15 protein-coding genes and 2 tRNA genes are annotated in these 20,439 nt (G+C 60.9%); 3 read left to right on the top strand and 14 right to left on the bottom strand.

The window, feature by feature from the left end:
• Positions 1 to 146: 146 nt before the first annotated feature.
• Positions 147 to 908: a 23S rRNA (guanosine(2251)-2'-O)-methyltransferase RlmB gene (gene rlmB, locus GE543_RS13525; RefSeq protein WP_003317206.1), complete on the bottom strand. Its 762-nt coding sequence runs from the start codon at positions 906 to 908 to the stop codon at positions 147 to 149.
• Complete coding sequence (gene rnr, locus GE543_RS13520; protein WP_003414480.1) at positions 905 to 3,538, bottom strand: ribonuclease R; 2,634 nt, start codon at positions 3,536 to 3,538, stop codon at positions 905 to 907. The genes rlmB and rnr overlap by 4 nt, the downstream gene beginning before the upstream one ends.
• 225 nt (positions 3,539 to 3,763) lie before the next feature.
• Between rnr and GE543_RS13515 the strand changes: the two genes are divergently transcribed.
• A tRNA-Leu gene (locus tag GE543_RS13515) sits at positions 3,764 to 3,850 on the top strand.
• 161 nt (positions 3,851 to 4,011) lie between these two features.
• Positions 4,012 to 4,098 (top strand) — tRNA-Leu (locus GE543_RS13510).
• Between the two features lie 105 nt (positions 4,099 to 4,203).
• Here the strand turns inward: GE543_RS13510 and GE543_RS13505 are convergent.
• The 12 genes from GE543_RS13505 to GE543_RS13450 all read right to left on the bottom strand — a co-directional run bounded on the left by GE543_RS13505 (position 4,204) and on the right by GE543_RS13450 (position 19,248).
• Positions 4,204 to 6,138, bottom strand: coding sequence for a methyl-accepting chemotaxis protein (locus GE543_RS13505; protein ID WP_371927164.1), 1,935 nt, complete (start codon positions 6,136 to 6,138; stop codon positions 4,204 to 4,206).
• A 169-nt stretch (positions 6,139 to 6,307) separates the two neighbouring features.
• On the bottom strand, positions 6,308 to 7,600 hold the full coding sequence (locus GE543_RS13500) for an adenylosuccinate synthase (protein WP_003366319.1): 1,293 nt from the start codon (positions 7,598 to 7,600) through the stop codon (positions 6,308 to 6,310).
• 54 nt (positions 7,601 to 7,654) lie between these two features.
• Positions 7,655 to 8,842, bottom strand: coding sequence for an ATP phosphoribosyltransferase regulatory subunit (locus tag GE543_RS13495; protein ID WP_024664973.1), 1,188 nt, complete (start codon positions 8,840 to 8,842; stop codon positions 7,655 to 7,657).
• Between the two features lie 270 nt (positions 8,843 to 9,112).
• Entirely contained in the window at positions 9,113 to 9,982 is an 870-nt protein-coding gene (gene hflC, locus GE543_RS13490) for a protease modulator HflC (RefSeq protein ID WP_003393535.1), read from the bottom strand.
• The gene (gene hflK, locus GE543_RS13485) at positions 9,982 to 11,187 is read right to left on the bottom strand and encodes an FtsH protease activity modulator HflK (protein ID WP_004409489.1); all 1,206 of its coding nucleotides are present in this window, start codon (positions 11,185 to 11,187) and stop codon (positions 9,982 to 9,984) included. The genes hflC and hflK overlap by 1 nt, the downstream gene beginning before the upstream one ends.
• 96 nt (positions 11,188 to 11,283) lie before the next feature.
• Entirely contained in the window at positions 11,284 to 12,585 is a 1,302-nt protein-coding gene (hflX, locus tag GE543_RS13480) for a ribosome rescue GTPase HflX (RefSeq protein ID WP_046236074.1), read from the bottom strand.
• Positions 12,586 to 12,597: 12 nt separating this feature from the next.
• Positions 12,598 to 12,858 carry an RNA chaperone Hfq gene (gene hfq / locus GE543_RS13475; RefSeq protein ID WP_002551819.1) on the bottom strand — a complete coding sequence of 87 codons (261 nt, stop codon included), beginning with the start codon at positions 12,856 to 12,858 and terminating at the stop codon, positions 12,598 to 12,600.
• Positions 12,859 to 12,951: 93 nt separating this feature from the next.
• Positions 12,952 to 13,923: a tRNA (adenosine(37)-N6)-dimethylallyltransferase MiaA gene (miaA, locus tag GE543_RS13470; RefSeq protein WP_003414475.1), complete on the bottom strand. Its 972-nt coding sequence runs from the start codon at positions 13,921 to 13,923 to the stop codon at positions 12,952 to 12,954.
• Positions 13,924 to 15,870 (bottom strand): DNA mismatch repair endonuclease MutL, encoded by a 1,947-nt coding sequence (gene mutL / locus GE543_RS13465; RefSeq protein WP_004409488.1) that lies wholly within the window; start codon positions 15,868 to 15,870, stop codon positions 13,924 to 13,926.
• A complete protein-coding gene (locus GE543_RS13460) occupies positions 15,870 to 17,297 on the bottom strand; it encodes an N-acetylmuramoyl-L-alanine amidase (protein WP_198702760.1) in 1,428 nt (475 codons plus the stop codon). The genes mutL and GE543_RS13460 overlap by 1 nt, the downstream gene beginning before the upstream one ends.
• A gap of 2 nt (positions 17,298 to 17,299) precedes the next feature.
• Positions 17,300 to 17,770, bottom strand: coding sequence for a tRNA (adenosine(37)-N6)-threonylcarbamoyltransferase complex ATPase subunit type 1 TsaE (gene tsaE / locus GE543_RS13455; protein WP_003317192.1), 471 nt, complete (start codon positions 17,768 to 17,770; stop codon positions 17,300 to 17,302).
• Positions 17,758 to 19,248, bottom strand: a complete 1,491-nt coding sequence (locus tag GE543_RS13450; protein ID WP_153221640.1) for an NAD(P)H-hydrate dehydratase — start codon at positions 19,246 to 19,248, stop codon at positions 17,758 to 17,760. The genes tsaE and GE543_RS13450 overlap by 13 nt, the downstream gene beginning before the upstream one ends.
• 63 nt (positions 19,249 to 19,311) lie before the next feature.
• Between GE543_RS13450 and queG the strand changes: the two genes are divergently transcribed.
• Positions 19,312 to 20,400 (top strand): tRNA epoxyqueuosine(34) reductase QueG, encoded by a 1,089-nt coding sequence (gene queG, locus GE543_RS13445; protein ID WP_153221639.1) that lies wholly within the window; start codon positions 19,312 to 19,314, stop codon positions 20,398 to 20,400.
• The last annotated feature ends 39 nt before the right edge of the window (positions 20,401 to 20,439 follow it).

Below are 20,439 nucleotides of genomic sequence, written 5' to 3'. Positions count from 1 at the left end.
GTCTTGCTCAGGGACAGGCACATGCGCGCCTGCCGTGACAGCAAGGGGCGCAATTGTAGAGAAGGGTCGAGGGAGGCGCAAGGCAATTGGTGAATTAATGAGCAGATCGCATGGCGCGACCTGCTCACTCTGGCCAGGCGCCGAAATCAGGCCTTTTTGCCGGCAGCCTTGACACTGCGCTGGCGCAGCGCTTCAAACAGACACACGCCGGTCGCGACCGACACGTTGAGACTGCTGACACTGCCCGCCATCGGCAGGCGCACCAGATAATCACAATGCTCACGGGTCAGGCGACGCATGCCCTTGCCTTCGGCGCCCATGATAATGATGGTCGGCCCGGTCAGGTCCTGCTGATACAGCTCGACCTCGGCCTCGCCCGCAGTACCTACCACCCACAATCCGCGCTGCTGCAGTTTTTCCAGCGTACGCGCCAGGTTGGTCACTGCCACGAGCGGAATGACCTCGGCTGCACCGCAGGCGACCTTTCGCACGGCTGGCGTCAGGGTTGCGGACTTGTCCTTGGGCACGATGACCGCCAGCGCACCTGCCGCATCGGCGGTACGCAGGCAGGCGCCGAGGTTGTGCGGATCGGTCACGCCGTCCAGCACCAACAGCAGCGGCGAGCCTTCACTGCGGTCCAGCAGCTCGTCGAGCATTGCCTCGCCCCAGACCTGACTCGGGCTGACATCGGCAACCACGCCCTGATGCACACCCTCGACCCAGGCATCCATCTCGCGGCGCTCGGCCTGCCCGATGGTCACGCGATTCTCGGCGGCCAGTGCCACCAGCGTCTGGACGCGAGGATCGTTACGACCCTCGGCCAGCCAGATGTGCTTGACGCGTTTCGGATGATGACGAAGTAACGCTTCTACGGCGTGAACGCCGTAGATTTTTTCCAGCTGACTCATGACTTGGCCTTGGGTTTACGAGCGCCACTGCTTTTCGCAGCTGGCGCGGAGCCCGTTTTTGACGAGCCTTTACGGTGTTTGCTGGCCGGCTTGCCCGATGAAGGCGCAGAGCCCGACCTGTCAGACTTTCCCGACGATGCCTTGCTACCACCCTTCGCGTCTGCCAGAAGCGCTTTTTTCAGCTCGCGGCTTTTACGCACTTCTGCGTTTTTAGCGGCGGCATCGCTCGGGCGATACGCTTCGGGACTGCTTTCCTTGGTCGAAGCGCTACGGCGTCCGGACTTGGCCGGCGCCTTGTCCTTTTCAGCCGTGGTGGTGGCAGCAGGTGCCGCGGTGTCGTTACCACGACGTTTGCGAGCCGCTGGCTTCGCAGCCGCTGCCGCTTCGGAGATCTCGAAATCGATCTTGCGCTCGTCCAGATCGACGCGCATGACCCGCACTTCAACGGTGTCGCCCAAGCGGAAGTTACGCCCGGTACGCTCGCCGGCAAGGCGGTGGTGCAGCGGATCGAAGTGGTAGTAGTCACCCGGCAAGGCGGTCACGTGGACCAGGCCTTCGACATAGATGTCGGTCAGCTCGACAAACAGACCAAAGCCGGTTACCGCGGTGATCACGCCCGGGAACGACTCGCCGACGCGATCTTTCATGTATTCGCACTTGAGCCAGTTGACCACGTCGCGCGTAGCCTCGTCGGCACGGCGCTCGCTCATCGAGCATTGTTCGCCCAACTGGTCGAGCAGCGCATCGTCGTACGGGTAAATGCGCGCCTTCGGAATCGTGGCAGCGCCGGCACGACGGACGTGCGGCGTATCCTGCTTGGAGCGAATGACACTGCGAATCGCACGATGGGTCAGCAGGTCCGGATAACGACGGATCGGCGACGTGAAGTGCGTGTACGCTTCGTAATTCAGACCGAAGTGACCGTTGTTGTCCGAGCTGTAGACCGCCTGGCTCAACGAACGCAGCATCACGGTCTGGATCAGGTGGTAGTCAGGACGGTCGCGAACGGTTTCAAGCAGCGCCTGATAATCCTTCGGTGTCGGACCTTCCTTGCCTTTGTGCAAGGTCAGACCCAGTTCGCCGAGGAACGCACGCAGTTTTTCCAGGCGCTCTGGCGGCGGACCATCGTGTACGCGGTACAACGCAGGAATTTCGTGCTTCTTCAGGAACTGCGCGGTGGCCACGTTGGCGGCCAGCATGCATTCCTCGATCAGCTTGTGGGCATCATTACGGGTGGTCGGACGGATTTCGGCAATCTTGCGCTCGGAACCGAAGATGATCCGGGTTTCCTGAGTTTCGAAATCGATCGCACCACGCACATGACGCGCGCCCAGCAATACCTTGTACATGGCATAAAGCTGTTTGAGGTGCGGCACCACATCGCCGTATTCGCCGCGCAGGCTTTTCGCCTCGGCGGTTTTCGGCTGCTCCAGAATCGTGCTGACCTTGTTGTAGGTCAGGCGAGCGTGGGAGTGGATGATGCCTTCGTAGAACACGTAGTCAGTCATCTCGCCGGTCTTGGAGATGGTCATCTCGCAGACCATGGCCAGACGATCGACATGCGGGTTCAGCGAGCACAGGCCGTTGGACAATTGCTCAGGCAGCATGGGCACGACGCGCTCTGGGAAATACACCGAGTTGCCGCGCACCTGGGATTCGGCATCCAGCGCCGAGCCGATCTTCACGTAGCTCGATACGTCGGCAATCGCCACGTAGAGCTTCCAGCCGCCGGAGAACAAACGCAGCTTGCCCGGCTTGGCTTCGCAATAGACCGCATCGTCGAAGTCGCGAGCATCTTCACCGTCGATGGTCACGAACGGCAGATGGCGCAGATCGACGCGGTGTTCCTTGTCCTTCTCTTCGACTTCCGGCTTGAGCTTGGCAGCCTCTTTGAGCACTGCCTCGGGCCATACATGCGGGATATCGTAGGTACGCAGCGCGACATCGATCTCCATGCCGGGCGCCATGTAGTTGCCCACCACTTCGATCACGTCGCCTTGCGGCTGGAAGCGCGGCGTCGGCCAATGGGTGATTTTCACCTCGACGAACTGGCCGATCTTGGCGCCGTTGTTGCGACCCGGCGTCACCAGCACTTCCTGCTGGATTTTCGGGTTATCAGGCACCACGAAGCCGATGCCGCTCTCTTCGAAATAGCGACCCACGATGCTTTCGTGAGCACGCGAGATCACTTCGACGATCACGCCTTCGCGACGGCCGCGACGGTCAAGGCCGGAAACACGCGCCAGCGCCCGGTCACCGTCGAACACCAGGCGCATTTGCGCCGGGCTCATGAACAGGTCGTCGGAGCCGTCGTCCGGCACCAGAAAGCCAAAGCCATCGCGATGCCCGGAGATGCGACCCAGGATCAGGTCAAGCTTGTCTACCGGTGCATAAGTGCCGCGACGGGTGTAGATCAACTGGGCGTCACGCTCCATCGCCCGAAGGCGGCGGCGCAGAGCCTCGAATTGATCTTCGGTGGTCAGGCCGAACTCTTCGACCAGTTGCTCGCGACTGGCCGGCGAACCGCGCTCGGCAAGGTGCTGCAAGATCAGCTCGCGGCTGGGAATAGGGTTTTCGTATTTTTCCGCTTCACGAGCGGCCTCGGGATCGAGGGACTGCCAATCGGCCATTAGATAGTTTTCACCTTGTATATATAGGGGTTAGTTTGGCATAGACCTCATGAAACGGGAAATTTCACGCTCAATCCACTGGACAAAAAGCCTCCTGGACCCCGCTGAAACACCCGAAACACGCCGCCCGCGATTTTTTTTGGTTTTTTTGCACTGCCGGGCTTTACAGCCTAAAAGACGCTCCGTATAGTGCGCGCCATCGACAGGTTGATGCCTGTCGATACTGCCCAGATGGTGAAATTGGTAGACACGCCAGCTTCAGGTGCTGGTGACCGCAAGGTCGTGGAAGTTCGAGTCTTCTTCTGGGCACCAATTCAGGCAACAGACTACAACAGTCTCAAGCCTCACAAAAACCCGCGAAAGCGGGTTTTTGCATTTTCAGGGTTTCGATTATTAAATCAAAACAGGGGTTTACAGAGTAAAACGATCGCCGTATAGTGCGCCCCATCAACGGCGTACACGCTGCTGATGCTGCCCAGATGGTGAAATTGGTAGACACGCCAGCTTCAGGTGCTGGTGACCGCAAGGTCGTGGAAGTTCGAGTCTTCTTCTGGGCACCAATTCAAAAAAACCGAGCCAATGGCTCGGTTTTTTGCTTTCAGACTCCCGAAAGCTCTCCTCCTGCAGACAGTGCAGCGCCACATTTGCAGCGCCGCACCTGACACTCAAGCCCGAAACTGCCCCAAGCTCGCCTTCAACTGTGCAGCCAGCCCATCGAGCACCTTGCCGCTGGCGGTCGTCTCCACCACCGCCTTGGCAGCACGCTCGGCCTGAGCATGGATCACCTCTACCCGACCACGCACCGCCTGGGCACCTTCAGCCTGATGAACGGCCGCCTTGGTCGCCAGACCAATGGCCGCATGCACCTGCTCCACCGAGGCCTGCACCGTCTGCTGTCGCTTGGCGCTGTCTCGCAGCACTTCCAGACCTTCCTTGGCCTGGCGTCCGGCGATGCCGATGGCAGCGACCGCCTCTTTCGCGCCGCGCTGCAAGGCCACGATGTGTTCCTGAATATCGCCCGTCGAGCTTTGCGTCTTGCTGGCCAGTGCACGCACTTCGTCAGCCACCACGGCAAAGCCTCTGCCCGTCTCACCTGCGCGAGCCGCTTCGATGGCTGCGTTCAACGCCAGCAGGTTGGTTTGCTCGGCAATACCATGAATGACTTCCAGCACCACCTCGATCTGCTGACTTTGCTGCGCCAGACGCTCGATCACTTGCGCCCCCGTCTCAACCTGCCCGGCCAGCGCTTCGATCAGCCCGCCAACCTGACTGGAGGTACGGGTGTTTTCATCGGTGGCCTGTTTGATATCGATCACCTGACGCAAGGCTGCCTGCATCGCATGGCTTTCCGACTGCGCCTCGTCGGCCATCTGCCCCAGCGCTTTCAGACTGGCTGCCACTTCGTCCCGCTGCAATTCGGCCGCCGCATCGGCACCGGCGTTACGCTCGCTCATGACACCGATTTCCTGCCCGGTACGCTGCGCCACTTCGCCCGCCTCACGGACGATAGGTTGCAGCTTGTCGATGAAGCGGTTGACCGCGGCCGACATATCACCAATCTCGTCATTACTGTCCAGCTTGACGCGCTTGGTCAGATCGCCCTCGCCCGCCGCCAGGTCATTGAGTGCCGCGATCAGCAGATGCAGCTTGCTGACAACCCGGCGCCCGAGCACCACCGCCAGTAACAGCAATACGCCCAGGCCGACCAGGGCCAGGCCCATGCCGATTCTCCAGCGCAGCGTTTCGGCCGCTTCCTGAACAGCGACACGCGTATTGCCGGTCATTGCAGTCGCTGCCGCCTGAGCCGACTGCAGACGCGTGCGCAAGGCAGTCGAGCTGTCTTTCGAGGCACTGGCAAGGCTGTCAGACACCAACTGTTCACCACTGGTGATCAGGGTCGCGAAACGCTTGTCCAGCGCGGCAAGGTTCTCTTCGACCGTTGCCGTGGACACACCCATGCGCACCTTGCCGATCTCCACACCGTTAGGGCTGATGGATGCTTCGACGTAATACACGGAAGGATCGTTTTTCGCCGCATTGAGAACCTTGTCCATCGCCCGCTCGCCTTCACCCTTGGCCAGCAGAGCCTTGACCAGCGGATTGTCGCGGTTCATGTAACGCGTAAGGTGTTCACCTGCGGCGTCGTCATAAACGACGAACAGTACGTTGGGATTGCGCTGGGCACGGCGTGCGAATTCGGAAAGCGTCGGAGTGTCGTTGTCCCACATGGCGCGCGGAGCGACGGCAGCCAGCAGTTCGGCCATGTCGGTCGCGGACTCGCGAAGGTCTTTCTCCAGCGTGGCACGCAGTTGAGCCTGCTCGTCCTTCAGGCGGGTAGAAAGCCCGACACTCAGGCGCTGACGAGTGCTGGATGACAACGCATCGAGGCTCGATGTCACTTCGCTACTCGCCGACTCCAGCTCTGCGGAAAGATGTTGCGAATCTACCCCGAGACGGTTGGCGAGATCAGCCTCAAGCGCGGTGACCGTGCTCCGGGTAAGCGCAACCGCCACCACCACCTGCACCAAAAGGGCGATACCCAGCGCGATGAAGACTGGACGCAACAAACGACTTTGCAAGAGAGACAAGACTGCAGACACAGGAGAATCCTTCCACCCACAGCGCCACTAAAATGATGGCACTTTTCTGTCATCTTTGTAGCAAGCGCCGTGCCGTGACACAAGTCTCACTTTTGTGCGCCTCCCTGCCTGGCGCGAAAATAAAAAAGGGCCGCACATGCGACCCTTTTTGGCACAGCCCGGTGACGTATCAGCCGAACGGATGACGCAGCACGATGGTTTCGTTGCGGTCAGGACCGGTCGAAATGATGTCGATAGGCGCACCCACCAGTTCTTCGACACGCTTGATGTAAGCGCGAGCGGCAGCAGGCAGCTCTTCGAGGGTCTTGGCACCCAGCGTGGATTCGCTCCAGCCTGGCATCTGCTCGTAGACCGGACGCAGGCCCAGATAGCTATCAGCGTCAGTAGGCGCGTCAATGACGGCACCCTCTTCGTTCTCGTAGCCCACACAGATGTTGATGGTTTCCAGACCGTCGAGCACGTCCAGCTTGGTCAGGCACAGGCCCGAAATGCTGTTGATTTCGATGGCGCGACGCAGGATGACGGCGTCGAACCAGCCGCAACGGCGTGCGCGACCGGTGGTGGCACCGAACTCATGACCACGCTTGGCCAGGAAGGCACCGACGTCATCGAACAGCTCTGTCGGGAACGGACCCGAACCCACACGCGTGGTGTAGGCCTTGGTGATGCCCAGGATGTAATCCAGGTACATCGGACCAAAACCGGAGCCAGTGGCAATGCCGCCCGCAGTGGTGTTGGAGCTGGTGACGTACGGGTAGGTACCGTGGTCGATGTCCAGCAGCGAACCCTGGGCACCTTCGAACATGATGTCCTTGCCGTCGCGACGCATCTCATGCAGCGCAGCGGTGACGTCGAGCATCAGCGGCTTGAGCATGTCAGCGTATTCCATGCACTCGTCGAGCGTCTTCTGGAAGTCGATGGCAGGCTCTTTGTAGTAATTGACCAGCACGAAGTTGTGGTAGTCGAGCAGTTCGCCCAGCTTGGCGGCGAAACGCTCGCGATGGAACAGGTCACCGATGCGCAGACCGCGACGTGCGACCTTGTCTTCGTAGGCCGGGCCGATACCACGACCGGTGGTGCCGATCTTGAACTCGCCGCGAGCTTTTTCACGCGCCTGGTCGAGTGCTACGTGGTACGACAGGATCAGCGGGCAGGACGGGCTGATGCGCAGACGCTCGCGCACCGGAATGCCTTTCTCTTCCAGCTTGACGATTTCGCGCAGGAGCGCGTCGGGAGCAACCACCACACCGTTACCGATCAGGCACTGCACGCCTTCGCGCAGCACACCGGACGGAATCAGGTGCAATACGGTTTTCTCACCGTCGATCACCAGTGTGTGGCCGGCGTTGTGGCCACCCTGATAGCGAACTACGGCGGTAGCATGTTCGGTCAGCAGATCAACGATCTTGCCTTTGCCCTCATCACCCCATTGAGTGCCCAGGACTACGACATTCTTACCCATAACACTTGTCCTCATTCACGCAAACTTGGTGCCGGCGGCGGCCGGCAGGAATACTCAAGAAGCCAGCGGCATTACCTGCCAGTGCTCGCCATGCTGAATCAATTGCCGGTCACAGTCGGCTTCACGCGCGGCGCTCGCCTGCTGCCCAGGCAACGCCTGAACCACACGCTGACCTTCACTGCGCAACTGGCAAACCATCTGCCAGAGTGCCGCATCCGTACTGTCCGGCACCCAGATGCCACCAGACGGTAAGACGATTTCTGCCTGGCCCAGAGTAACCAGGGTTTTCAGGTCAGTGGAAAAGCCGGTCGCCGGACGGGCGCGACCGAAGTCGGCACCGATGTCATCGTAACGACCGCCCTGAGCGATCGACTGGCCCACACCCGGTACGAATACCGCGAACACCACACCGGTGTGGTAGTGGTAGCCGCGCAGTTCGCCGAGATCAAAGTACAGCGGCAACTGCGGGAAACGCGCAGTCAGACGCTCGGCGATCGACAGCAGGTCATCCAGCGCGGCCAGCACCGGCGCCGGTGCGCCGGCCAGACGATCACGTGCGGCATCCAGCACCTCACGACCACCGCACAGATCGACCAGTGCGCGCAGCATTGTTGCCAGTTCTTGCGGCAGATCAGCGGTGAGGGCAATCACCTCATCGATGGCCTTGCGCTGCAGTGCATCGAACAACTGCTGCTCGACTTCACCCGACAGGCCGGCGGCACGCGCCAGACCGCGATAGATACCGACATGCCCGAGGTCCATGTGCACATCCGGCACATCGGCCAGTTGCAGCATGGCCAGCATCAGACTGATGACTTCGACGTCGCTGCTCGGGCTGGCATCGCCGTACAACTCGGCACCCAGTTGTATCGGGCTGCGCGAGGACGACAGCGCGCGTGGCTGGGCGTGCAGAACGCTGCCCGCGTAGCACAGACGGCTCGGGCCTTCACGTTTCAGGGTGTGAGCATCGATGCGTGCAACCTGCGGCGTGATGTCGGCGCGAAAGCCCATCTGCCGGCCCGATTGCGGGTCGATAACCTTGAAGGTGCGCAGATCCAGATCCGAACCCGCGCCAGTCAGCAGGGACTCGAGATACTCGATATGCGGGGTGACGACAAACTCATAGCCCCAGCTCTGAAACAGATCCAACACCTGACGGCGCGCTACTTCAATGCGCGCCGCTTCCGGTGGCAGTACTTCTTCGATGCCATCTGGTAGCAGCCAGCGGTCGACCGTTGCCATTACGCCATTCCCCTGTGATCCAGGCGGCCAGCCTACAGGCCGACCTTGAGTGAAGCAGAAAGTGGTGCGCCGTATGACGGGCACGACAAATGCCCGAGACAGGCCTTGCAGACCACTTTCCTCGAAAAATCTTGCCGCGTTCTGATTCAGATACGGCCAATCAATCGTGCAGACGCAAAAAAGCCGGGAATTTCCCGGCTGCCGCATGATACACACGTTTCACCGTACGTTCACCCCACCGGGCGGTTTTGCCGCCCGGCGGGTGATTAATTACGGCTTGGCTTTTTCCATGTAGCGAAAGAATTCGCTGTTCGGATCAAGCACCATCACGTCGCTCTTGTTCGCAAAGCTTTCGCGGTAAGCACGCAGGCTGCGATAGAACGCGTAGAACTCCTGGTCCTGACCATACGCCTTGGAGTAGATCGCGGCAGCCTGGGCATCACCATCACCACGCGCTTCTTCCGACTCGCGATAGGCTTCGGCCAGCAGCACACGACGCTGACGATCGGCGTCGGCACGGATGCCTTCAGCCAGCTCGTTACCCTTGGCACGGTGCTCGCGCGCTTCACGCTCACGCTCGGTGCTCATACGTTCGAAAACGCTGCGATTCACTTCCTTCGGCAGATCGATGGCCTTGACCCGGACATCGACAACTTCGATCCCCAGTTCTTTCTCGGCCATGCGGTTCAGCGAACCGGTGATATCGGCCATCAGCGCGTCTCGCTCACCCGACACGACTTCGTGCAGGGTGCGCTTGCCGAACTGGTCACGCAGGCCGGATTCCAGACGACGCGAAAGACGCTCGTCGGCAATCTGCTTGAGGCCGGAAGTCGCGGTGTAGAAACGCTCCGCATCCTTCACACGCCACTTGGCGTAGGCATCAACCATGACCGCTTTCTTTTCCAGTGTCAGGAAGCGCTGGGTCGGTGCATCGAGGGTCAGCAAACGACCGTCGAACTTGCGCACCTGGTTCACGTAAGGAACCTTCACATGCAGACCCGGCTGAACGTCAGCCTGGACCACACGACCGAATTGCAGCAGGACCGCACGCTCTGTCTGGGACACGATGTAGAAGCTGTTCCAGGCAATGACGGCCAGTATCACGCCAACAATGAGGGCGATCAGCGATTTGTTACTCATCAGCGAGTCTCCCTGGTACGTACTTCACCACGCTGCTGAGCCTCATTCGCCCGGGCAGCGGCGGCAGCAGCGGCAGCATCATTGGCCGACTGCGATGGCGTACCTGAATTGGAGCCATTGCCGTTACTGCTGCGGCTGCTCTCGATCATCTTGTCGAGCGGCAGATAAAGCAGATTGTTCTGCCCCTTGTCGCCGGTCACGAGCACCTTGCTGGTGTTGCTGAAGACTTCCTGCATGGTGTCCAGATACAGACGCTGACGGGTGACTTCAGGAGCCTTGCGGTACTCGGCAACCAGTTTGGTAAAGCGATCCGCCTCACCCTTGGCGCGCGAAACCACTTCATCACGGTAGCCGTTGGCATCTTCGAGAATACGCTGAGCCTGACCACGGGCTTCCGGGATCACACCATTGGCGTAGCTTTCAGCCTGGTTGCGTGCACGCTGCTCGTCTTCACGGGCGCGGATCACGTCATCGAAAGCTTCCTGCACCTCACGCGGCGCGGCGGCGCTCTGTACGTTCACCTGGGTCACGGTGATGCCGGTGCGGTAGGTATCGAGGAAGCGTTGCAGACGCTCCTTGATTTCGCTGGCCATCAGTTCGCGGCCTTCAGTCAGCACCTGATCCATCGCCGTGGAACCCACGACATGGCGCAACGCACTTTCAGTCGCGTGCTGCAGGCTGATTTCAGGCTGATCGACGTTCAGCACGAACGCCTGAAGATCGCTGATCTTGTATTGCACGGTGAGCGGCACTTCGACGATGTTCTCGTCTTCGGTGAGCATCTGGCCCTGCTTGCTGTAGGCGCGCTCGCGAGTCACGTTTTCCATGTACTTGCGATCGAACGGCGGGAAGTAGATGTTAAGGCCCGGGCCCACGGTCTCGTGGTACTGACCGAAACGCAGCACGACAGCCTGCTCTTGCTCGTCAACCACATAGATAGCGCTGTACAGCCAGAAAGCGACGAGCACGACCAGGCCAATGCCGAGCAGGCCGAGGCCACCGCCCTTGCCTGAACCGCCGCCATTGCCACTGCCGCCGCCATCGCTGCCGCGTTTGTTACCGCCGCCGAACAACCCCTTCAGGCTTTCCTGCAGCTTACGGAAGGCCTCGTCGAGATCAGGTGGTCCCTTGCGGTCGCCGCCACGGCGTTTGCCACCCCAGGGATCTTGATTATTCGAGTTGCCACCCGGCTCATTCCAAGCCATAGCGCTCTCCATCTGATAAAGCAAAGACGCGCCCGCGGCGCGCCGGCCAATGCTACAGAATGCTCGGGAAAGCCGTACAACGGCTTTCTCGTGCTTTTATTGCAAAGTGTGTTGCTCGATGAACTCCAGCGGCTGCAATCCTTCGCGACTCACCAGTCGATTGAGTTCAACGCGCGGCAGTCGTACGGCCAACACGCTGGCACCATCCTCGTCGTGCGTTTCGCTCTGCACCGCACCCAGTTCAAAGAACTGGGCACGCAGCCGGGCAAGACTTTGAGGCAGAAGCAGCGTGCCGACGAACAGGTCGTCGCCAAGCAATTCGGCGATAGCCTGTTTGAGCAGATCAAGCCCTCGACCATCACGGGCAGAAACCCAGACACGCTGCGGCTTGCCGTCGGCATCGCGCTGTATCTGAGGCTCTACGCCTTCAAGCAGATCGAGTTTGTTATAGACCTCGAGGATCGGCAAGCCCTCGGCTCCGATCTCGCCAAGCACGGCCATGACCTGCTCGATCTGCGACATGCGATCCGGCTCGTGGGAGTCGATCACATGCAGCAGTAAATCGGAGTTGCTCGATTCTTCAAGCGTCGCCCGAAAGGCCTCGACCAGCTTGTGCGGCAGGTGGCGAATAAAGCCCACGGTATCGGCCAGCACGATAGGCCCCAGGTCATCGAGTTGCAGACGACGCAGGGTCGGATCGAGCGTGGCGAACAGCTGGTCTGCCGCAAACACATCCGAATCGGTTACCGAGTTGAACAGGGTCGATTTGCCGGCGTTGGTATACCCCACCAGTGAAACCGATGGAATATCCGCGCGACGACGCCCGCGACGGGCCTGATCACGCTGGCTGCGAACCTTCTCCAGCCGTCCCTTGATCTGCCGCAGGCGAACCCGCAATAGACGTCGGTCGGTTTCGAGCTGGGTCTCACCCGGACCGCGCAGGCCGATACCACCTTTCTGTCGCTCAAGGTGGGTCCAGCCACGAACCAGGCGGGTACTCATGTGCTCAAGCTGGGCCAGTTCGACCTGAAGCTTGCCTTCGTGAGTACGCGCCCGTTGCGCGAAGATATCCAGAATCAGACCGGTGCGGTCAAGCACACGACACTCGAAAACGCGTTCGAGGTTGCGTTCCTGACTGGGCGTGAGGGTGTGATTGAAGATGACCAGATCGGCCTGTTCGGCCTTGACCTGATCGCGAAGCTCTTCGACCTTGCCAGAGCCGATCAGATACTTGGCCGAAGGCCGATGACGCGGCACGTTGATAAACGCAACGGTATCGGCACCGGCCGAGATGGCCAATTCCTGAAACTCCTGCGGATCTTCGCGCGCCTCAGGGTCCTGACCATCCAGATGAACGAGAATTGCACGTTCACCACCACTGTGGCGCTCAAAGAACAAGGCAGACTCCTATCAGGCGTTACCTGGCTCGGCGTCCGCGCCGTCAGCGTCTGTAGCGCTTGGCAGGCGAATCGGGCGAACCGGTACGACGGTGGAAATAGCGTGTTTGTAAACCATCTGGCTGACCGTGTTCTTCAGCAAAATGACGAACTGGTCGAAAGACTCGATCGTACCCTGCAGCTTGATACCGTTGACCAGATAGATCGATACCCCGACCTTCTCTTTACGCAAGGTATTCAGGTAAGGGTCTTGTAGCGAATGCCCTTTTGACATGTGCCGCACTCCTTTAAGGATCAATAAAATAATAAATCGAATTCGATTAGCTTGACCGACCACCCCCCAAGGATAGACGGCTATTGCAGGGACTCAGCTCAATATGGAGACCGATCCCAGGTATTTCAAGGCGCGCGACAGATTGTCGCTGGCCAGGCTGTCCAGCCAGTGCAAGTCCTCCCAGCTGCGTAGCCAGGTGAACTGCCTTTTGGCCAGCTGGCGCGTTGCAATGATGCCGCGCTCCTGCATTTCATCCCGCGTCAGCTTCCCATCCAGGTGATCCCAGACCTGGCGATAACCGACAGCTCTTATCGATGGCAACCCCGAATGCAGGTCACCTCTTGAGCGCAATGCCAGTACTTCGTCCAGAAACCCCTGATCCAGCATTTGCTCGAAACGTAGCGCGATGCGTTGGTGCAGCACCTTGCGATCAGCCGGAGCGATGGCAAGGTTCGCGACAGTATAGGGCAATTGCTGGCGCCCTGATGCGGCTGCTTCGGTACTTTGCGCAGTTTGTTGCTCGCGATGTGCCGTCATGCTCATTCCGCTGACGCGATACACCTCGAGCGCCCTGATCAGCCGTTGCGGATCGTTGGGGTGAATACGTGCCGCCGAAACGGGATCGACCACCGCCAGTTGATCGTGCAATGCCTGCCAGCCGAAGGCCTGTGCATCGGCCTCAAGCTGCGCCCTGACCTGTGCATCGGCCGCCGGCATGTCCGCCAGCCCGTCCAATAGAGCCTTGAAATACAACATAGTGCCGCCGACCAGCAAAGGAATATTTCCGCGTGCGGTAATTTCCGCCATGGCCGCCAGGGCGTCACTGCGAAAATCGGCTGCGGAGTAGCTTTGCGCCGGGTCGAGAATGTCGATCAGACGGTGAGGATGTTCAGCCAGCTGCGCCTTCGACGGCTTGGCGGTGCCGATGTCCATGCCGCGATAGACCAGCGCAGAATCGACGCTGATCAACTCGCAGGGCAGCACTTTGGTCAGTTCTATCGCAAGGTCGGTCTTGCCTGCAGCGGTAGGCCCCATGAGAAAGATGGCCGGAGGTAAAGCGTTCATTCATTGACCGCGCAGGAATAATTTATCCAGGTCATTGAGACCCATCTGGGTCCAGGTAGGACGACCGTGGTTGCATTGCCCGCTGCGCTCGGTGTTTTCCATGTCACGCAGCAGGCCGTTCATTTCCGGGATGGCCAGACGCCGATTGGCACGAATTGCGCCGTGGCAGGCCATGGTGCCGAGCAGCTCGTTCATGTGCGCCTGCACCCGGTCACTGGTGCCGTATTCCATGAGGTCGGCCAGCACGTCGCTGACCAGCCGATTGGCTTCGGCCTGTTTGAGCAACGCAGGGATCTGGCGGATCGCCAGGGTTTCCGGGCCGAGCCGCTGCAGTTCGAAGCCCAGGCGCTGGAAAGTCGCAAGGTGCTCTTCGGCACAATCCGCTTCACGCTGGCTGACCGCGATGGACTCGGGCACCAGCAGTGGCTGGCCGCTCAAGCCTTCGTTGGCCATGGCTATTTTCAGGCGCTCGTACATGATCCGCTCGTGAGCGGCGTGCATGTCCACCAGCACCAGGCCGTGAGCGTTTTCAGCAAGGATGTAGATACCCTTGAGCTGCGCCAGCGCATAACCCAGCGGCGGAATATCACCGGGCGATTCAGGCAGCGACGCGGGCGCGGCACTGGGCAGCGGCGCGAAGAATTCACGGTAAGCGCTTTGCGCTTCAGCCACCGGCACGCCAGCAGTGGGCCGAGGCGTGTATTGATACTGATAACCGCTGCCAGCGCCGCCACCGGCAGCAGGCCGGGCAAACGGCTCGCCCTGGGGCTGCTCCAGCACATTGTTGGCCAGACGCATTTCACCCTGCGGCCCGAATTCACCCGCTTCAGGTCCGCTCGGGCGGGTCTCGGCGACAACCGGCACACTGCCACCCAGCTGATTTTCAGGGCGCACATCGCCCAGCGCACGGTAAAGGGTGCCATACAGGAAGTCATGCACCATGCGCCCGTCGCGGAAGCGCACTTCATGCTTGGTCGGGTGAACGTTGACGTCCACAGCGGCCGGGTCGACCTCGAAGAACAGCACAAAGGTCGGATGACGGCCATTGAACAGCACGTCGCGATACGCCTGACGCACCGCGTGGGCGACCAGCTTGTCGCGCACTGCCCGGCCATTCACGAAGAAGTATTGCAGGTCGGCCTGGCTGCGCGAAAAGGTCGGCAGCCCGACCCAGCCCCACAGATGCAGGCCATTGCGCTCGATCTCGATGGGCAGCGCCTGCTCCAGAAAGCCCGGCCCGCAGATTGCCGAGACACGTCGCGCTCTGGCGGTGTCGTCATGCGCTTCATGCAGGCTCAGCACGGTCTTGCCGTTGTGACGCAGGTGGAAGGCCACGTCGAAACGCGCCAGCGCCATGCGCTTGATGACTTCCTGCAAATGATCGAATTCGGTTTTTTCGGCTTTCAGAAACTTTCGTCGGGCCGGCGTGTTGAAGAACAGATCACGCACTTCAACGGAGGTGCCTACCGGATGCGCGGCCGGCTGCACGCGGGGCGCCATGTCACGACCTTCGGTTTCGACCTGCCAGGCCTGATCGGCGTCGCGGGTGCGCGAGGTCAGGGTCAGGCGCGCCACGGAGCTGATCGAAGCCAGCGCTTCGCCGCGAAACCCCAGGCTCATGACCCGCTCGAGGTCTTCCAGGTCGCGAATCTTGCTGGTCGCGTGGCGTGCCAGCGCCAATGGCAGATCGTCCGAAGAGATACCGCTGCCATCGTCACGCACTTTCAACAGTTTGATACCGGCCTGCTCGACGTCAACATCGATGCGCCGCGCGCCGGAATCGAGGCTGTTTTCCAGCAGCTCCTTGATCACCGAAGCCGGACGCTCGACAACTTCGCCCGCCGCAATCTGGTTGGCCAGACGCGGGCTGAGCAGTTCGATGCGTGCTGCGTTCAGGGCAGTCTGAGCGTTATCGGCTTCGGCGCCGTCGAGCAGGAGATCGGTCATTACTGAGTCGCCACCTCGGAACTTGGAATACGCAGATCCTGGCCGATCTTCAATTCATCGGACTTCAGATTGTTGGCGCTGCGCAAGGTGGCGATGTTCATGTCGTAGCGCGCGGCGAGCATGGCCAGGGTTTCGCCGGACCGAACAACGTGATTGCGCGGCCCCTGGGCCAGCTTGCCGTTATCACGCAGCCAGGCGATATAGGTGCCCTGCGGCGGGTTCTGCTGGAAGAACTGTTTGACGCCCGACGTGATCGAACGCGCCAGCGCCTGCTGATGCGACGCAGAACCGAGCTTGTTGGCCTCGTTGGCGTTGGAGATAAAGCCGGTTTCCACCAGAATCGACGGGATATCCGGCGACTTGAGCACCATGAAGCCCGCCTGCTCGACACGTGACTTGTGCAGCGAGGTCACGCGGCCGATGTTGCTCAATACCTTCTGGCCAACGTTGAGGCTCGAAGACAGCGAGGCGGTCATGGACAAGTCCAGCAACACGCCTGCGAGCATGCGGTCCTTGTCATCGAGGCTGACCGCGCCGGCACCACCAATCAGGTCGGAACGGTTTTCACTGTCCGCCAGCCAGCGTGCGGTTTCGGAAGTGGCCCCCCGATCGGACAGGGCGAACACCGATGCGCCGAACGCAGCGGAAGACGGCGCGGCGTCGGCGTGGATCGACACGAACAGGTCGGCGCCCTTGGAGCGGGCGATCTCGGTACGTTTGCGCAACGGAATGAAGTAGTCGCCGGTGCGCGTCAGTTCGGCGCGATAGCCTTTCTCGGCATTCACCTGGCGCTGCAGCTCCTTGGCAATCGACAGCACCACGTTTTTCTCTTTCTGACCGGCGCCGCCCGAGGCACCGGGGTCTTCCCCGCCGTGCCCGGCATCGATCACCACGACGATGTCGCGCTTGCCGTTCGGCACCGGGGTCAGCTTGATTTCAGGCTTGGCCGGGCTGACCGGAACCGCGGGCGCAGTGTTGGCAGCGGTATCCGGAATGACCGGTGTCGGATTGGCATCGGCGGCGTTGTCGTACAGGTCGACCACCAGACGGTTGCCGTATTGCTGATTCGGCGCCAGCGTGAAGCTCTTCGGGGTCACACCTTTTTTCAGGTCGATGACCACGCGCAGGTCGGTAGGCGTGCGCTGCGCAGAACGCATGCTGCTGATCGGCGTATTGGCCGTCGGTACGTTCAAGGGGCCGCCAAGCGTCGCACCATTGATATCGATCACCAGACGGTCAGGCGAAGTCAGGGTAAACAGGCTGTGCTGAACCGGCCCCGTCAGGTCGAAGACCAGACGTGTGTTATCCGGCGCTCGCCATAAGCGGACACTTCGTACTTGCGTAGCGGCAACCGCCTCGACAGCCAGGGCCATCAACAGCAGACCAACTACAGTAACCAGCGCGCGCATGCGCATACCTAACCCCATATCTATTTGAATTCCAAAGCCAAAGTGGCACACCAACGTTCGCCACGCGAGCCCAGCGGGCTCAATATCACGGACCGACCTTCTCCGTGCGGCCCAATGGTAATGGTCAGGTCAGGCTTTGGCAAAAAGCCTGCACCACGCTGGGGCCATTCAATCAGACAAAGTGCGTCGCCGTCGAAGTAATCACGCACGCCCATGTACTCGAGTTCTTCCGGATCGACCAGCCGGTAAAGGTCAAAGTGAAACACCTTTATCGCGCCGATTTCGTAAGGTTCGACCAACGTGAAAGTAGGACTCTTGACGGCCCCGACATGCCCGAAGCCGCGAATCAATCCCCGCGAAAGCGTGGTTTTTCCAGCGCCCAGATCGCCATCCAGAAAGATGACGCCAAGGCCTTCAGTGACCTTGGCCAGACGTGCACCAAAATCCATCATTGCCTCTTCGCCAACCACATGCAGCGTTAAATCAGACACGGTTGCAGCTCCTCCAATAACTGACGAATGGCAGGAATAATATCGCTGGCGGCCAGCCCTCGACCGCACTCACCGACTTTCTGACCGGCGCTTGCGTGCAGCCACACGGCCAGACAGGCCGCGTCGAACGGCTTGAGATGCTGCGCCATCAGCGCGCCGGTCAATCCGGCCAACACGTCACCCAGCCCCGCGGTGGCCATGGCCGGATGACCGCGGTCGCACAGCGCCAGTTGCCCACTCGCATCGGCAATCAGGCTGCCGGAGCCCTTGAGCACACAAACCGTATCGAATTTACGCGCCAGCGCGCGCACCGCAGCGGCCCGGTCAGCCTGAACGTCCTTGATGCCCACGCCCAGCAACCGCGCCGCCTCGCCCGGATGCGGGGTGATGACACTGCCTTTGGGCAGGCTGACCAGCCCGGCGGCGAGCATGTTCAGCGCATCGGCATCCCACACCTGCGGACGATCCGCATTGGCAGCCGCCGACAGCAGGCTGCGCCCCCAGGCCGCCTGCCCCAGTCCGGGACCGACCACCAACACGCTGGCTGGCTCGATCAAGCCCATCAGCTGGTTGGCCGAATGAATCGCCGCGCTCATGATTTCCGGCATGCGCGTCAGGGCGGCCGGAACATGCTCGGGCCTTGTCGCCAGCGTCAGCATGCCTGCACCGCTGCGCAGGGCGCTTTCGGCGCTGAGCAACGCTGCGCCGCCAAAACCGTGATCGCCACCGATGACCAGCACCCGGCCAAACAGGCCTTTATGGGCGGTTCGCGGGCGTGCTGCGAGTGGCGGCAGGTTGTGTTTATCGAGGCGCTTCGCACTGAACGGCGCTTGCGCCACCAGCGCCGGGTCCGCACGCAGGTCGTCGAAAATCAGCTCACCCACCAGGTCCGCCGCATCGCCCGTCAACAGCCCCACTTTGAGGCCGATGAACGTAACGGTCACATCGGCACGCACCGCGACACCCAGTGTCTGCCCGGTATCTGCACTCAAGCCCGATGGAATATCCACGGCCACGACGGGCAGACCACTGTCGTTGATAGCGTTGATGGCCGAGACATAGGGCTCGCGCACCTTGCCTTCGAGCCCGGTGCCGAGCAAGGCATCCAGCACGACACCGGCCAGCGGCTGCCCGGCCCATGCCTGAATATGAATACCGAAAGCCGCAGCATGCGCCGCCGCCGCATCACCGGTCAGTGCGGCCGGGTCGCCGACAGACAGCACCCTGACCTGCCAGCCGGCCTTGTGCGCCATGGCAGCGACCAGATACCCGTCACCGGCGTTGTTGCCTCGCCCGGTCAATACGGTCAGTTCGTTGGCCTCCGGCCAGCGCCGAAGCAGGGTGTGCCACAACGCCTGCGCCGCACGCAGCATCAATTCCAGGCCGGGTGTGCCGGCCGCAATCAGCCGTGCGTCGAGGTCGCGGACCTGCGCAGCGCTGTACAGCGCGTCGGGTAAATGAGGTTTAGTGTCGAACATGCGTCTATGGGCTCCGATGTCTGGCAGAATTATACGCACCTTGGCCCCGGTTTCTCTCTGCGCATGTCCGCTATTACTGCTGTACTTCCCACTTCCGACGATCTTGCCGCCCTTGCCGTCTCAATCAAGGCGTGGGGGCGTGAGCTGGGTTTTCAGGAAGTCGGGATCAGCGGCCTGGACCTGGCAGAGCACGAGCAGCATCTGCAACGCTGGCTCGATGCAGGCTATCACGGGGAAATGGACTATATGGCAGCCCATGGCAGCAAACGTTCCCACCCCGCTGAGCTGGTGCCGGGAACGCTGCGCGTGGTGTCGCTGCGCATGGATTATCTGCCGGGCGACACCGAGATGGCGCAGCGCCTGACCGAGCCGGAAAAAGCCTACGTCTCACGTTACGCGCTGGGCCGTGATTATCACAAACTCATCCGCAAGCGCCTGCAGCAACTGGCCGAGCGTATTCAGCAGGCCATAGGGCCGTTTGGCTTTAGAGCCTTCGTGGACAGCGCGCCAGTGCTGGAAAAGGCCATCGCCGAACAGGCCGGGCTGGGCTGGATCGGCAAGAACACGTTGGTGCTCAACCGCAAGGCGGGCAGCTTCTTCTTTCTTGGCGAGCTATTTGTCGATATCCCGTTGCCGGTCGACGCACCTCATGCAACCGAACACTGCGGGCGCTGTACAGCCTGCCTGGACATCTGCCCGACCGCGGCGTTTATCGGCCCTTACGTACTTGATGCGCGGCGCTGTATTTCCTACCTGACCATTGAGCTGAAGACGGCGATCCCCGAAGAGCTGCGGCCATTGATCGGCAACCGGGTGTTCGGCTGTGACGATTGCCAGATCGTCTGCCCATGGAACCGCTTCGCCCGGCCGACCGACCAGAGCGACTTTCAGCCGCGCCACAACCTGGACAACGCCGGGTTGGCCGAGCTGTTCCTCTGGGATGAAGAGAAATTCCTCGGCAGCACCGAAGGCTCGCCGCTGCGCCGGGCGGGTTATGAGCGCTGGCTACGCAATCTGGCCGTGGGGCTGGGCAATGCGCCCTCCACCATCCCGGTGATCGAGGCCCTGCAAGCACGGCGCGACTATCCCTCGGAACTGGTCAGGGAGCATGTGGAATGGGCGCTGCAGAGGCATGGCGTGGCGGCGCGTTAAAGGTACCCCCTGGATATTGGTGTGACCCCCGAAGGTTGG

Source organism: Pseudomonas sp. SZ57, from assembly GCF_009495975.1.
GTDB lineage: Bacteria > Pseudomonadota > Gammaproteobacteria > Pseudomonadales > Pseudomonadaceae > Aquipseudomonas > Aquipseudomonas syringae.
This window is presented reverse-complemented; position numbering and strand designations above follow the sequence as displayed.

What these genes read in the sequence shown, in the direction of transcription:
- GE543_RS13500 (WP_003366319.1), bottom strand. Translation starts at nt 7,600, where the DNA reads ATGGGTAAGAATGTCGTAGTCCTGGGCACTCAATGGGGTGATGAGGGC.
- GE543_RS13450 (WP_153221640.1), bottom strand. Translation starts at nt 19,248, where the DNA reads ATGTTCGACACTAAACCTCATTTACCCGACGCGCTGTACAGCGCTGCG.
- GE543_RS13495 (WP_024664973.1), bottom strand. Translation starts at nt 8,842, where the DNA reads ATGGCAACGGTCGACCGCTGGCTGCTACCAGATGGCATCGAAGAAGTA.
- mutL (WP_004409488.1), bottom strand. Translation starts at nt 15,870, where the DNA reads ATGACCGATCTCCTGCTCGACGGCGCCGAAGCCGATAACGCTCAGACT.
- GE543_RS13460 (WP_198702760.1), bottom strand. Translation starts at nt 17,297, where the DNA reads ATGGGGTTAGGTATGCGCATGCGCGCGCTGGTTACTGTAGTTGGTCTG.
- queG (WP_153221639.1), top strand. Translation starts at nt 19,312, where the DNA reads ATGTCCGCTATTACTGCTGTACTTCCCACTTCCGACGATCTTGCCGCC.
- hflC (WP_003393535.1), bottom strand. Translation starts at nt 9,982, where the DNA reads ATGAGTAACAAATCGCTGATCGCCCTCATTGTTGGCGTGATACTGGCC.
- hflK (WP_004409489.1), bottom strand. Translation starts at nt 11,187, where the DNA reads ATGGCTTGGAATGAGCCGGGTGGCAACTCGAATAATCAAGATCCCTGG.
- rlmB (WP_003317206.1), bottom strand. Translation starts at nt 908, where the DNA reads ATGAGTCAGCTGGAAAAAATCTACGGCGTTCACGCCGTAGAAGCGTTA.
- miaA (WP_003414475.1), bottom strand. Translation starts at nt 13,923, where the DNA reads ATGAACGCTTTACCTCCGGCCATCTTTCTCATGGGGCCTACCGCTGCA.
- hfq (WP_002551819.1), bottom strand. Translation starts at nt 12,858, where the DNA reads ATGTCAAAAGGGCATTCGCTACAAGACCCTTACCTGAATACCTTGCGT.
- rnr (WP_003414480.1), bottom strand. Translation starts at nt 3,538, where the DNA reads ATGGCCGATTGGCAGTCCCTCGATCCCGAGGCCGCTCGTGAAGCGGAA.